Genomic DNA, 13,049 nt, shown 5'->3' with positions numbered 1-13,049 from the left:
GCCCCGTCCCGCTATGCCGCGCGGGCCTTGCGGTACGCGCGCGCCATCAGCCACGCCCCCACGGCGATCATGGGCAGCGAGAGAAGCTGCCCCATGGTCAGCCAGCCGAATGCCAGGTACCCCAGCTGCGGGTCCGGCTCCCTGACGAATTCCACCAGAAAGCGGAAGAACCCGTAGAGCGCGAGGAAGAGCCCGGTCACGGCCCCGGAAGGGCGCGGGCGCGAGGAGTACGCCCAGAGCGCGGCGAAGAGCACGATCCCCTCGAGCCCGGCCTCGTAGAGCTGGGAGGGGTGGCGCGCCACGCCTCCGGCCCTGGCCTCGGGGAAGAGCACGCCCCACGGCGCCGTGGTGGGCGCTCCCCAGAGCTCGCCGTTGATGAAGTTGCCCAAGCGTCCGAAGAAGAGCCCCGGAGGGGCCAGGGGCGAGAGGAAGTCGCCGATCTGGAGGAAGGTCTTCTTGTGCTTGCGCGCGAAGAAGAAGACCACCACGCAAAGCCCGATCAGCCCGCCATGGAAGCTCATGCCCCCGTGCCAGACCTGGAACACGGCCAGCGGATCGCGCGCGTAGGAGGCCAGGTCGTAGAAGAGCACGTAGCCCAGGCGCGCGCCCAGCACCAACCCCAGCACGCACCAGGTGATGAAGTCGTCCACCATGGCCGGGGTCCAGCCCGAGCCCGGCCGCGCGGCCCTGCGCCGGGCCAAAAGCCAGCCAGCGGAGAAGCCGAAGAGGTACATCAGGCCGTACCAGCGCACCTGGAGCGGGCCGAGGTTCAGGGCCACCGGGTCGATATTCGGATGGACGATCATGCGTCGTTGCGCCTTTTTGGGGGATGTGGCGGGGCAAGCCGCGCTTTTCGCGCCGCCAATACACCCGCCGGGGAGGCGGCGCAAGCGCCGGGAGAGGGCGGCTTCAGGGCTTTTTCCGGGCAAGGGGCGGGCATGGGGCTTCGCGCTCCGTGCCCGCGCGATCCTTCACGCCTACATTTCGCGCAGCATTGCCTTGGCGCGCTCGAAGCCGGGGTTGATGGTCAGGGCCTTCTGCAGGAAGTCCACGGCCAACTCCTTGCGCGCCGCGCGCTGGTAGACCATGGCGATGTTGAAGCAGACGGTCTCGTTGGCGGCCCAGAGCTCGGGGTTCAGGCGCAGGGCCTTGTCCAGGTAGTTGAAGGCGTCCTGGAACTGGCGGCCTTCGCTGTAGGCCATGGCGATGTTGTAGAACAGGCCCGCGTCGTTGGGCGCGATCTTGGCGGCCTTGCGGTATTCCTCGATGGCCTGGTCCCACTTGCCCTGCTTGCGCAGGGTGATGCCCAGGCGGTTGAACGTGTCGATGTCGGACTTGTCCAGCATGCCGCGCTTGGCCTCGAGGGACTGGCGCAGGTACTTCTCCGAGATCTCCGGGGCGCTGGTCAGGCAGCGCTCCGCGATGGCCCGGCTGACGCGCCCCACCTGGGCCATGGCCTCCTTGGTGGCCAGCTTGACCGCGTCGTCGAAGATGCCCACGGCCTTTTCCTGCTCGCCCAGGGCCATGTAGTTGTCGCCGATGCTGATCTTGCGCTCCACGTTGAGGGGGCTCAGCTTGTCGAGCTTCTCGAGGTACTTGGTCTCTTCGCGGATGTTGCCCGTGACCTTGTGCAGGTCGGCCAGCTTCTTGATCGGGTCCAGGAAGAGCTTGCCGTTGCGCGAGGCCTCCAGGTAGGCGTTCAGCGCGTCCTCCATCTTGCCCATGCACTTGTAGCTGTCGCCCAGGAGCAGAAGCGCGGCCGGGCTTCCGGGCTTGAGTTCCAGTATCTTGCTGGCGATGGCTATCGCCTCTTCGTAGCTGCCGTTGTCGTTGAGCTTCTTGCCCGTCTCGATCAGCTCGCCCAACTGGCCGCGCGGCTTCACCGTGAAGGCGATCTTCTCGATGAGCATGTCGGCCGAGATGGGCTTGGTGATCACGTTGCTGGCCCCGATCTCGTGCAGGTAGATGAGGATCTCCCGGGCCACCTCGCCCGTGAGCACCACGGCCATGACCTCGGGGTATTGGTTGTTCAGGAACTGCACCAGCTCGTGACAGTATTTCCCGTTGATCTCGCGCTCGACGAAGAAGAGGATCCGGCGTCCCTGGCTGACGAGCTGACGCAACTCCTTCTGGAGCTGATCCTGATTGACGACGTTGAAGACGCAGTCGTCCTTGATATGCAGATGGCGCAACAGTGTGCTGCGCAGATTTTTGTTGAAGTGGGGGTCGTGGGAGAGGACGAGGAACACTCCCTTCTGCTTGATGACGAACTCGCGCACGTCCTCGTCGTACACCTTGGGTTTCATGCCTGAACCTCCGTCCGTCGGCTCTCGATTACCGGTTACTTCCTGATGGAGCGGACGGCCGCACACAGGGTGGGCTTATGCACCAGCAACTTTATAAAGGGTGAAGGGAAAAAAGCAAGGGTCCCGCATGAAATCCCGCCCGGCTGCCCGAAACGCGATTGTCACCGGCGCGCAACGGTGCGGCAACCGGGACGGGGCAGAGCATAGCGGGCAGAAAAGGACCGGCCGGGCCGGACGCCTAGCCCGCCCGGCAGGAAAAAACAAGCAGGAGCGAACCATGGACGCCAAGAAGCTTCAGTCGCTTTCCGCCACCCTCGCCGAACAGATGGAGCGCACCCAGGCCAAGATGCGCACGCACATGGACGACATGGCCGGCGAGGAGACCTTGCCCCCGGACATCGCCGACCGGGCCGCCATGGAATCCGAACGCAACTTCGCCCTGCTCATGCGCGAGCGCGACCGCCAGGCCCTGGCCGGAATCCGCGAAGCCCTGGCCCGCATCGAGGCGGGCGAGTACGGCGTCTGCGAGGAGTGCGGGGAGGACATCTCCGAGGCCAGGCTCGTGGCCCAGCCCATGGCCACCCTGTGCGTGCACTGCCAGTCCCTGCGCGAGGAGGACCTCCGGGTGCGCGCGGGCGCGGCGTCCGGTTTCGTGCAGGCCTGACGTCCGGGGCGCGTCCCGGTTCAGTCCCCGGCCGGCTTCAGGAAGGCCCGGAGCTCGTCCGGCTCCATGGCGATGGAGTGCTCCTGACCTGGGAAAGCGCCGGAGCGCACCTCGTCGGCGAACTCCGACAGGGCCTGGACGGCCTGCTCGCCGAGCTCGGCGTAGCGTTTGACGAAGCGCGGCTTGAAGGAGCCGTAGAGCCCCAGAAGATCGTGAAAGACCAGCACCTGGCCGTCGCAATGCGGGCCGGCCCCTATGCCGATGGTGGGCACGGAGACGGCTTGGGTCACCACGCGGGCCACCTGCTCGGGCACGCACTCCAGGACCATGGCGAAGCATCCGGCCTCGGCCAGGGCCACGGCGTCCTCCAGGAGGGCCTTGGCCGCCCCGGCCGTCTTGGCCTGGGCCCTGAAGCCGCCGAACGCGGCCACGTGCTGGGGGGTGAGCCCCAGGTGCCCCATGACGGGTATCCCGGCCTGGACGATGGCCCGGACCTGGGGCAGCACGGCGCGGCCGCCTTCCAGCTTGACCGCCTGCGCGCCGCCCTCCTTGACCAGGCGGCCCGCGTTGCGTACCGCCTCGGCCACGTCGGCCTGGTAGGACATGAACGGCAGGTCCGCCAGGACCAGGGCCCTGCGCGCCCCGCGCGACACGGCGCGCGTGTGGTGGACCATGTCCTCCATGGTCACGCCGAGCGTGTCCGGCAGCCCCAGAACCACCATGCCCAGCGAATCGCCGACCAGAAGGATGTCCGCACCGGCCTTTTCCGCGATGACGGCCTGGCCCGCGTCGTAGGCGGTGATCACCGCCAGTTTCCTGTTTCCCTTTGCCGCTGCCGCGTCCGGCGCGGTGAAACGCTTGGTTTCCATCGCTCCTCCCTCGGTACGAATGGGGAAGGAAGCATACCCTAAACGTGTGCGCTTGTCTTTCACCCGCTCCTCAGATCCTCCACATGACCCAGACCACCCGGCCCTTCACGCGCCCGAGGCATTCCGCGAGCGGCATGCGCTGCGGCGGCACCGTGGGGTTGTCGGCCACGAGAAGCGCCGTTCCGGCCTGCTCGTCCGTCTCGATGCGCCGGATGGTCATGCCCTCCAGGGGCAGCTCCAGGCCGTAGGCGACGCCGGGCAGCGGGGACGTGTCGGCAGTGTCCAGGCCCACGAAGGAGTCCTTGCCGATGGCGGGCTCCATGGAGGAGTCCTCCACGCGGACAGCGACCAGTGCATCCTCGCGGTATTTGAGCAAAAAGGAGCCCTCCTGTGCGCGCTCCCTGTGCGCGCCAAGGTCCTGCTGGGGGCGCAGGAATACCGGGGGCAGCCCGTCGTAGACCCATCTGGGGTTCAGGCGGTACTTGCTGAAAAGCTTCATGCCCCATTCGCCCGGGATGACCCCCCTTCTTTTCGCGTCCGAGATGCTCGACTGGCGGATGTCGAGGATTCCGGCGAGCTCCTGCTGGGTGTCGATGCCGAGGGCGGCCCTGATGCGTTCGAATCCGGTGGTGAACTCGTTGACGGCCCCCTGTTGCGGGGCGGCGTTGCCGTTTCTGGATTGACCGGAAGGCATCACCCTCACTCTCCTTTGCGTAAACCTATATAGCTTGACGCCAAGAAAGAGCCTATCATCGGCTAAGACGAAGCGCAAGATATCTTGTTAGCCGGTAAAGAAGCGGTGATAATCCTGGTTCTCGTAGAAAATGACTGAGGCTTGAAATGTCGTTATTTAATATTGAATAGTCTCAGAACAAGAAAAGCCGCCCCCTGGCGGGGGCGGCTCTCGGTGAATCCTTGGATGAATCAGGCCTAGAGTTCCTGGAGCACCCACCAGACGCGGCCGACGATGTTGCCGGTGATCACGGCGGCGGGGAGCGATTCGTCCTTGTAGTCGGGGTTCTCGCTGCGCAGGATCACGCGCTCGTTCTCGAAGTCGTTGAAGAGCCTGCGGATGACCAGGCCTTCGTTGGGTACGGACACAGCGAAGATCTCGCCGGAGCGCAGCTGGCGCTGGTCCTTGTTCACGCCGATGTAGGCCCCCCGGCGCAGGATGGGGTCCATGTTCTTGTGCTCCATCTTGAGCACGGTCAGGCCTGGGCAGACGAAGGGCTCGGGGATGGCCAGCATCTCGACGGGCTTCTCCTGGAAGGAGCCGTCTTCGGCGATGACCTGGGTCATGGAGCTCACGGTCACGGTGCGGGACTTGGGCTTGTCGGAGGAATACCCCGCGCCGGGCTCCATGAGTCCGACAGGCAAGGCCATGCCTTCGCGAAGAACCTGGGGGGCTTCCCCGGTGGTGATCCAGTCAGGATTGAGGCCGTGGCTGCGGTACAGCTTGAGCAGCCAGTCGGCGGGAATGGATTGACGGCGTTTGGCGTCGGAGATGCTGGATTGGCGGATGCCCAAAATCGCCGCGAGATCTACCTGGGTCCGCGCGCCGGTGGCACGCTTGATGCGATCCAATGCTTCATCGAAAGCGCTGTACATGATTCACCTCTTGGCTCCGGGCTAAGTCCTGGAGCGCCCCGTTTGACCAGATGCCGCGAACGCGCATTACTTATGAAAAGAATACGACTGAACGACGAATTGAACAGCCACATCGCATCATCTTTCTCGGCGCGGGTCTCTGGCCCCGTTCCGGCGCGAACGCGTGAAGTTCCGGCAGGATGCGAGGCCGCTGGCGTTTCCGGCCCGTTTATGGCTTGAGGCTGGCCGGATACAGAGTCACATCCTGACGTAGGGCTACGCTATATCTTGAATTCGAGGGAGCGCAAGCAAAAAAAGTAGGGTTTCCCTCCCTGAGAGGGAGAGTGTCGCGTAAAATGCGCTCTCAATTGAAGAAAAATCATTGAAATAAAAAGAAGAAGGATCGTTCACGTGTCGAACAAGATCTCCTGTCGAAAGTTATGGGTTGTGCCGATGAAATGCGCCTTCGTTGGTGTTGTCGCGAACGACTCCCAATAGGCTCGTTAGATGAAACCACGCAAAAGCCTCAGCTGTCCGTAGAAAGCCTGGCCAAGGGATATACATCCGTCCCCAGGCGGTTCGTGCTCATGCATTAATGCTTCCAACCCAAGTCCGTCGAGGATTTTGGGGAGCATAACCGACATTGTTCTATTTAAAAACACTCCTCCGCTCAACGCAACTTGCTTGGTCCCCAAATGATCGCAGAGTCTCTTGGCGGCTTGCGCGAGTCCGGATGCAAGGCCGTTGTGGAAGCGGGCGCTCACGGCGGATGCACTGGCCCCGCATAATATGTCATTCGCGGCATGGTTGAAGAGGGTCAGCGTATCCAACAGGCCAGGCCCTTGCCCCATGGAGAACGGGCAGGGGTAGGCCCCCTTCTCGGCCGGGTCCAGGGCGTGCTCCAGGCGGATGGCCGCCTGGCCCTCGTAGCTCGTCTCCAGGGTGAGCCCGGTGAGCGCGCCAACCGCGTCGAAGAGCCTGCCGCAACTCGTGGTCACGGGGCTGTTGAGCCCTTTCTCCGCCATGGCGGCCACCAGTCCAGCCTGCTGCTCGCGCCCCCGAAGCCACTCGAGGCCGAGCGAGAGAGGGTCGCGCCCCAGGGCCTGGAGGTACGAGACCGCCATTCGCCACGGCTGGCGCACCGCGGCCTCGCCTCCGGGCAGGCGCACGGGGGAGAAGTGGCCCACGCGCGCAAGCGTCAGGTCCTTCGGGTCCACGTAGAGGAATTCTCCGCCCCAGATGGTGCCGTCGTCGCCAAGCCCGGAGCCGTCCAGGGCGATGCCCAGTACCGGCCCCCTGGCGCGTCCTGAGGCCAGCGCCGCGAACACGTGCGCGAAGTGGTGCTGGAGCCGGATCACGGGCAGGCCGCTCTCCTCCAGGGCGTAGCGCGTGGAGAGGTAGTCCGGGTGCTTGTCCGCCACCACGGCCTCGGGTTTCACCTGGAGGATGCGCTCCAGGTGCGCGGCCACCTCGCGGTGGAAGGCCGCCGTCTCCAGGTTGCCCATGTCGCCCACGTGCTGGCTCAGGAAGGCCTGGTCGCCCTTGGTCAGGCAGAGGGTGTTCTTGAGCTCCGGCCCCACCCCCAGCACGCTCGGCCCCTTGGAGGGCAGAAACACCGGCGAGGGCGTGTAGCCCCTGGCCCTGCGCAGGAACTGCATCCTGGCAGGGGCGCCCTGCGGCTTGAGGAAGCGCGCCACGGAGTCGTCCGTGCGCACCAGGATGTCGCGGTCGTGCAGCAGGAAGAAGTCCGCGATGGAGCCCAGGCGGGCAAGGGCCTCGCGGTTGCCCAGGCTGATGGGCTCGGAGCTCAGGTTGCCGCTGGTCATCACCAGCACGGCCGGGGCGTCCGACGCGTCCTTCAACGCGGAAAAGAGCGCGTGGTGCAGCGGCGTGTAGGGCAGCATGGCCCCCAACTGGTCCGTGTCCGGGGAGACGTCCGGCGAAAGAGGGGAGCCGGGCTTCAGGTCCACCAGGACGATGGGCCGCTCACGCCCTTCGAGCAGCGCGGCTTCCTCAGGGCCCACGCCGGCCAGCAGTGAGAGCGTCCCCAGGTCCGGGACCATCACGGCCAGGGGCTTGGAGGGCCTGCGCTTGCGCGCGCGCAGCGCGGCCACGGCCGCGTGGTCGAGCGCGTCGCAGGCCAGGTGGAACCCGCCCAGGCCCTTCACTGCCAGGATCGAGCCCTTGCGCAGGGCCTTGGCCGCCCTCTCAATGGCCTTTTGGCCCTGGGCCAGTTCCTTGCCCTTGCGGTCCGTGAGCCAGAGCCTCGGGCCGCAGGCCGGGCAGGCGTTGGGCTGGGCATGGAAGCGCCTGTCCAGGGGGTCGTCGTACTCGGCCCGGCACTGGGGGCACAGCGGGAAGCAGGCCATGGACGTGACCGCGCGGTCGTAGGGCAGGGCCTTGGTGATGGTGTAGCGCGGTCCGCAGTTCGTGCAGTTGGTGAAAGGGTAGCGGTAGCGCCGCCCCTCGGGGTCGGCCATGTCCGCCAGGCAGTCCGGGCAGGTGGCCATGTCCGGGCTGACCAGTACGTGGTGCCCTTTGCCGGCCGTGCTCTTGCGGATCTCGAAGGCTTCCTCTCCATCCACCGGCTCGGCCGCGCTCCAGGCGTGCTCCACGATCATGGCCAGCGGCGGCAGGGTGGCCACGAGGTCGCGGGCGAAGCCGTCAAGGTCCTCCCGGCTTCCCTGCACCTCGATGACCACGCCTTCCGGCGAGTTGAGCACGAAGCCCGTGAGGGAGAACTCCAGGGCCAGGCGGTAGACGAAGGGCCTGAAGCCGACGCCCTGGACCCGGCCTACGATCACGTGCCGGTCACGTTGGATGGAGTGCATATCGTTGTATGATAACACAGAATTCCTTGACGGCAAAGAGCCGTCCAACAGTAGGAGGAGGCGCCGCCATCCGAGGTTACCTGCTCGCGTTCCAGGGCAGGCGCGCGCACAGGCTCCTGAGCCTGCCCCGGACGAAGCGCCGGGCCTCGAAGCGCACGGGGTCGAGGTGCGCGGGCAGCACGAACCCGGCCGCGTCGAAATCCCCTGGCGAAAGCCAGGGATGGGCCGCGCCCTGGGCCAGCCCCCGGCGGGCGGCCTCGCGCCCGAGCGGAGAGGCGTCCGGGGCCAGGCCCAGAACCGCGTGCAGCGAGGCGTCCAGGGCCACAGGGTCCGCGCCCGCTCCCAGGAGCCCCAGCCCGAAGGGCTCGCCCCTGGCCGGGCCGTGCACGTGCATGGCCACCACGCCGTCCACCAGGCTCACCGAGGGCGGCAAGGCCAGGCAGACGTCCAGGATCATGCTCTCGAAGCGATTGCCTCGCCCGCCGCGCGTCTGGTGCGCGAGGGCTTTGCGGAAGCCCGCCACGGCCCCGAAAAAGTTCTTCACCGCCAGGGTGAGGAGCATCTGGTCGTGCACCTTGAAGCGCGGGACGTTCACGATGAGCGAGGCGTCCAGGGCCTGGGCGGCCACGCCCACGGACCCGCCCCCTTCGAGCGCCACCTGGCGCGGTGAGGAGAAGTTCACGACGCGCGCGGGGAGCCCGGAAAGCGCCCGGTTAAGCCCGCAGGCGCGGGCCACCACCCGGGCCGTGCCGAAGGCCGGGGAGTCGCCCACCACGGCGCGCGCCCCGCAGTCGGCCAGGTAGTGGCAGACCGCGCGCACCACCGACGGGTGCGTGCAGGAGAGCGCGGTGTTGGCCGGAGCCACCAGGTTGGGCTTGACGAGCACCTCGTCGCCACGGGCGGGACGGCATCCGGCGGCCTCCAGCAGGCGGGCGCAGGTTTCGTCAAGGTTCGGGTCGTCGTAGCCGGGCAGGCGGGAGAGGAAGACGTCCTTCGTCATGGGGCGAGACTACACGCTTGCCCCGTGAATCGCCAGGGCTCCGCCCTGGGACCCGCAGGGGGAGGCACTCCCCCTGCGGAGAGGGGGGTGGGGAGGCGGGCAGCCTCCCCAAGTCTCACCCCATGTTCGCGGCTTCGGCCAGTTCGCGGGCTTCTTCTTCCTCTTGGTGGTGGAGCATCTCGTTGTTGGAGCCGCCCGGGGCCACCATGGGGTAGACCATGCCCGCCCTGTCCACGCGGGTATGGATCAGCGCCGGGCCGTGGAACCCCAGCGCCGCCTTGAAGAGGGCCTTGCGGTCCCGGCAGGCGTCCAGGTCCATTCCCGGCACGCCGAAGGCCTCGGCCAGTGCCGCGAAGTTGGCCCCGCGCGCGAAGCTCGACGCGCTCTGGCGGCCCTCGAAGAAGAGCTTCTGCTGCTGGACCACCAGGCCCAGGCTCTGGTTGTCCAGCACGACGATCTTCACGTTGGCCCCGGTCTCGGCCAGGGTGGCCAGCTCCTGCACGTTCATCTTCAGGCTGCCGTCGCCCGTGAAGAGGACCACCTGCGCGTGTGGCTCGGCCAGGGCCGCGCCGATGGCCGCGGGCAGGCCGAAGCCCATCACCCCGAGCCCGCCCGAGGTCAGCCAGCGCCCCGGGGCCTGGAAGGGGAAGTCCTGGGCCACGAACATCTGGTGCTGGCCCACGTCCGTGACGATGACCGCGTCAGGGTCCAGGTGGGATGCCACCTCGCGGATGATCCCCCTGGCGCAGCCGTGCCCGGACGCCGGGCCGCGCGAGGGGGTGCGGGCCTTGAAGCGCGCGGCCTGCTCCAGCCATTCGGCGCGCAGGCGGCGTTCCACCAAGGGAAGGACGGCCTCGAGCGCCGTGGCCGCGTCCGCAGGGACGGCCATGTCCGCGCGCTTGATGCGCCCAAGTTCCGTGGGGTCCAGGTTGACGTGGATGATCCGGGCCTTGGGGCAGAACGTTTCGGGCCTGCCCGTGGCGCGGTCGTCGAAGCGGCTGCCCACGGCCAGGAGCAGGTCGCACTCGGCCAGGGCGCGGTTGGCCTGGAAGTGGCCGTGCATCCCGTGCATGCCCATGTTGAGCGGATGGCCGGCGGGCAGGGTCCCCAGGCCCATGAGCGTCGTGGTCACGGGCATGGAGGCCTTCTCGGCCAGTTGCCTGGCCAGAAACGGGGCCTGTCCGCGCGTGGCCCCGCCGCCCAGGAGCAGCACGGGCCTCTTGGCCGCGTTGATCATGGCCGCCGCGCGCGAGGCGTCCCAGGCGGGCATGGGCCTTGCTTCGGCCCGGGCCGGGGCGGGGAAGGGGGCGTCCGGCATGGCCTGGGCCTGCACGTCGCGGGGGATGTCCACCAGCACGGGGCCGGGCCTGCCGGACGCGGCCAGGTCGAAGGCGTGGGCCAGGGCCTGGGGCAGCTCGGAGGCGTCCGCGACCATGCGGCTCGACTTGGTCAGGGGCTTGGTCACGGAGACGATGTCCACCTCCTGGAAGGCCTCGCTGCCGAGCATGGCGCGGGGCACCTGCCCTGTGAGGCAGACCAGGGGCACGCTGTCGCGCCGGGCGTCGGCTATGGCCGTGACCAGGTTGGTGGCCCCGGGGCCGGAGGTGGCCAGGCACACGCCGGGGCGGCCCGTGAGCCGCGCCATGCCCTGGGCCATGAAGGCCGCGCCCTGCTCGTGGCGGGCCAGGACGTGGCGGATGGTCCCGCGTGCGGCCAGGGCGTCGTAGAGCGGCAGGATGGACCCGCCGGGGATGCCCGCGACGGTGCGCACGCCCCGGTCTTCCAGGAATTTCACGATGTAGAGCGCGCCTGTCGTGCTCATGTGGCCTCCTCCTTCGTCTGTTTTCCGGACGGTCCGGCGGAGGCTCTGGCGCTTGGAAACGAGAAAACCCCCGCTGGCGGGCCGCGCCGGCGGGGGTTGCATGGACGGATTTTGCGTAAACCTGTCAGACCCCGCTGGAAGCGGCCTCGAGAACTACCATGCGTACTACGGTTAGCATGGAGCTGGAGAGGACTTCGTTGCGGGCGGTAAGGTCGCGCATGGAGTCCGCCTACGCCTGCGGGGGCCGCGTGTCAACAGGAGCTTCGGGGAGGGCGCAGGATTGCCGAAGATCAGGCCACGGCCTCGGGCAGTTCGGCCCAGGCCGTGGTGTAGCGCGGGGAGCGGTGCTCCTGGCGCATGCCCCAGGGCCGCCCGAGGCCGCAGGAGGCCTGGAAGATCGTGTCGCGGCCCCAGCGGCCGTTGACCGCGTCCAGGGCCTGCATGAGCCTGTCGGCGCGCCCGTCCGGCTCATGGAGGAGCGAGAGCCGGTGCGCCCCGGCGGGCTCGATGCCCGAGAGCATCACTCCGGCCTTCTTGTAGCGCGCCCCCGGGGTGAAGAGAAATTCCAGGGCCTCCAGGCAGCGCCGGGCGATGAGGCGCGTGTCGGAAGTGGGGTGGGGCAGGGCCAGGCAGTGCGAGGCGCAGCCTTCGCGCCCGCAAGCGGCCCCGGCGTAGGTCTGCGTCCAGACGTGCGCCAGCGACGCAAGGTTCTTGCCGGCGCGCAGCCTCTGGGCCGCGCCGGCGGCGTAGCAGCTCACGGCCTCGCGCAGCTCGGAGAGGAGTGTCACGGCGCGGCCGAAGGAGCGCGAGGACACCACCGACCGTCTCGGCCCGGGGGCCTTGTCCAGGGGGATGCAGGGCGTGCCGCGCAGCTCGAGCCACGTGTGCAGCCCGCACACGCCCATCCGCTTCCGGACCGTCTCGCGCGGCAGGCGCGTGAAATCCAGGGCCGTGCGCACGCCCAGTTCGCCAAGCCGCCTGGCGTGGCGCCGCCCGATGCCCCAGACGTCCCCGATCTCCAGGCGCGCGAGGTGCTCCTCGGGCGGGCCGGGGGCTTCGGGCAGGATGAGGACGCCCCCGTGGCCTGGGTCCTTCTTGGCCAGCCTGTTGGCGGCCTTGGCCAGGGTCCTGGTGGAGCCCGCCCCGACGGACACCGGGATGCCCGTGGCTTTGAGCACCGCCCGGGCGATCTCCCGCGCGGCGGACGCGGGGCCTCCCGGCAGGCCGGTCAGGTCCAGGAAGGCCTCGTCGATGGAGTAGACCTCCATGCGCGGGACCAGCCCGGCGGCCGTGGACATGACCCGGGAGGACATGTCCCCGTAGAGGGCGTAGTTGGAGGAGAACACGGCCACGCCGTGGCGCTTGAGGAAGGCGCGGCACTTGAACTCGGGCTCGCCCATGGGCACGCCCAGCTCCTTGGCCTCCCGGGAGCGCGAGATGATGCAGCCGTCGTTGTTGGAGAGCACCGCCACGGGCCTGCCCGCCAGGGCCGGGGCAAAGGCCTTCTCGCACGAGGCGTAGAAGTTGTTGCAGTCCATCAGCGCGTAGAGCACGGCGTCAGCCTGTGGATGACAGAGAGGGCCACGCCCCAGATCTCCACGCCGTCCTCCCCGCCGAGGGGCACGTCCGGGCGGGAGGCGTCGCCCGAGGCCAGCACCAGCGCGCCGTCCCGGCGCTCGATGCGCCTGAGCGCGAACTCCCCGTCCACGGCGGCCACCACCACGTGGCCCGCCCGGGGCTCCACGGAGCGGTCCACCACCAGCAGGTCCCCGTGGAAGATGCCCTCCCCGGACATGGAGCCGCCCCGCACGCGCACGAAGTAGGTGGCGGCCGGGTTTCTGACTAGGTGCCCGTTCAGGTCCAGGCGGTTCTCCGAGTGGTCCTGGGCGGGGGAGGGGAACCCCGCGCAGGGGCCGGTGCCGGGAAGCTGGGGCTGCGTATGCGTTCTCATGACGTCGTGTATAGTTTTT

The 13,049-nt window shown here is 68.1% G+C and carries 11 protein-coding genes; 1 reads left to right on the top strand and 10 read right to left on the bottom strand.

Annotated features, from left to right (window positions below):
* Window positions 1–11 precede the first annotated feature (11 nt).
* Complete coding sequence (gene lgt, locus ACZ5V4_RS04500; RefSeq protein ID WP_464316975.1) at window positions 12–806, bottom strand: prolipoprotein diacylglyceryl transferase; 795 nt, start codon at window positions 804–806, stop codon at window positions 12–14.
* A 171-nt stretch (window positions 807–977) separates the two neighbouring features.
* The gene (locus tag ACZ5V4_RS04495) at window positions 978–2,306 is read right to left on the bottom strand and encodes a tetratricopeptide repeat protein (RefSeq protein WP_464316974.1); all 1,329 of its coding nucleotides are present in this window, start codon (window positions 2,304–2,306) and stop codon (window positions 978–980) included.
* Window positions 2,307–2,583: 277 nt separating this feature from the next.
* On the opposite strand from ACZ5V4_RS04495, the gene ACZ5V4_RS04490 reads away from it, so the two are divergent.
* Complete coding sequence (locus tag ACZ5V4_RS04490) at window positions 2,584–2,970, top strand: TraR/DksA family transcriptional regulator (protein ID WP_464316973.1); 387 nt, start codon at window positions 2,584–2,586, stop codon at window positions 2,968–2,970.
* Window positions 2,971–2,990: 20 nt separating this feature from the next.
* On the opposite strand, the gene panB is transcribed toward ACZ5V4_RS04490, so the two are convergent.
* The 8 genes from panB to ACZ5V4_RS04450 form a co-directional block, all read right to left on the bottom strand.
* The gene (gene panB, locus ACZ5V4_RS04485; RefSeq protein WP_464316972.1) at window positions 2,991–3,839 is read right to left on the bottom strand and encodes a 3-methyl-2-oxobutanoate hydroxymethyltransferase; all 849 of its coding nucleotides are present in this window, start codon (window positions 3,837–3,839) and stop codon (window positions 2,991–2,993) included.
* A 70-nt stretch (window positions 3,840–3,909) separates the two neighbouring features.
* Window positions 3,910–4,533: a LexA family transcriptional regulator gene (locus tag ACZ5V4_RS04480; RefSeq protein ID WP_464316971.1), complete on the bottom strand. Its 624-nt coding sequence runs from the start codon at window positions 4,531–4,533 to the stop codon at window positions 3,910–3,912.
* Window positions 4,534–4,769: 236 nt separating this feature from the next.
* Window positions 4,770–5,447, bottom strand: a complete 678-nt coding sequence (locus ACZ5V4_RS04475) for a LexA family transcriptional regulator (RefSeq protein ID WP_464316970.1) — start codon at window positions 5,445–5,447, stop codon at window positions 4,770–4,772.
* A gap of 482 nt (window positions 5,448–5,929) precedes the next feature.
* The gene (gene hypF / locus ACZ5V4_RS04470) at window positions 5,930–8,230 is read right to left on the bottom strand and encodes a carbamoyltransferase HypF (protein ID WP_464316969.1); all 2,301 of its coding nucleotides are present in this window, start codon (window positions 8,228–8,230) and stop codon (window positions 5,930–5,932) included.
* A 103-nt stretch (window positions 8,231–8,333) separates the two neighbouring features.
* Complete coding sequence (locus ACZ5V4_RS04465; RefSeq protein ID WP_464316968.1) at window positions 8,334–9,257, bottom strand: DUF362 domain-containing protein; 924 nt, start codon at window positions 9,255–9,257, stop codon at window positions 8,334–8,336.
* Window positions 9,258–9,372: 115 nt separating this feature from the next.
* Window positions 9,373–11,079, bottom strand: a complete 1,707-nt coding sequence (ilvB, locus tag ACZ5V4_RS04460; protein WP_464316967.1) for a biosynthetic-type acetolactate synthase large subunit — start codon at window positions 11,077–11,079, stop codon at window positions 9,373–9,375.
* Between the two features lie 290 nt (window positions 11,080–11,369).
* The gene (locus tag ACZ5V4_RS04455) at window positions 11,370–12,632 is read right to left on the bottom strand and encodes a Y-family DNA polymerase (RefSeq protein WP_464316966.1); all 1,263 of its coding nucleotides are present in this window, start codon (window positions 12,630–12,632) and stop codon (window positions 11,370–11,372) included.
* The gene (locus ACZ5V4_RS04450) at window positions 12,617–13,030 is read right to left on the bottom strand and encodes a LexA family protein (protein ID WP_464316965.1); all 414 of its coding nucleotides are present in this window, start codon (window positions 13,028–13,030) and stop codon (window positions 12,617–12,619) included. The genes ACZ5V4_RS04455 and ACZ5V4_RS04450 overlap by 16 nt, the downstream gene beginning before the upstream one ends.
* Between the last annotated feature and the right edge of the window lie 19 nt (window positions 13,031–13,049).

This window comes from Fundidesulfovibrio sp. YSD1, assembly GCF_055397115.1.
The sequence above is the reverse complement of the archived record's forward strand: the minus strand, read 5'-3'. Positions and strand labels throughout refer to the sequence as shown.

Coding starts and splice junctions, on each gene's coding strand:
- ACZ5V4_RS04450 (WP_464316965.1), bottom strand. CDS start 13,030: ATGAGAACGCATACGCAGCCCCAGCTTCCCGGCACCGGCCCCTGCGCG.
- ACZ5V4_RS04475 (WP_464316970.1), bottom strand. CDS start 5,447: ATGTACAGCGCTTTCGATGAAGCATTGGATCGCATCAAGCGTGCCACC.
- ACZ5V4_RS04465 (WP_464316968.1), bottom strand. CDS start 9,257: ATGACGAAGGACGTCTTCCTCTCCCGCCTGCCCGGCTACGACGACCCG.
- ACZ5V4_RS04480 (WP_464316971.1), bottom strand. CDS start 4,533: ATGCCTTCCGGTCAATCCAGAAACGGCAACGCCGCCCCGCAACAGGGG.
- lgt (WP_464316975.1), bottom strand. CDS start 806: ATGATCGTCCATCCGAATATCGACCCGGTGGCCCTGAACCTCGGCCCG.
- ACZ5V4_RS04490 (WP_464316973.1), top strand. CDS start 2,584: ATGGACGCCAAGAAGCTTCAGTCGCTTTCCGCCACCCTCGCCGAACAG.
- panB (WP_464316972.1), bottom strand. CDS start 3,839: ATGGAAACCAAGCGTTTCACCGCGCCGGACGCGGCAGCGGCAAAGGGA.
- ilvB (WP_464316967.1), bottom strand. CDS start 11,079: ATGAGCACGACAGGCGCGCTCTACATCGTGAAATTCCTGGAAGACCGG.
- ACZ5V4_RS04495 (WP_464316974.1), bottom strand. CDS start 2,306: ATGAAACCCAAGGTGTACGACGAGGACGTGCGCGAGTTCGTCATCAAG.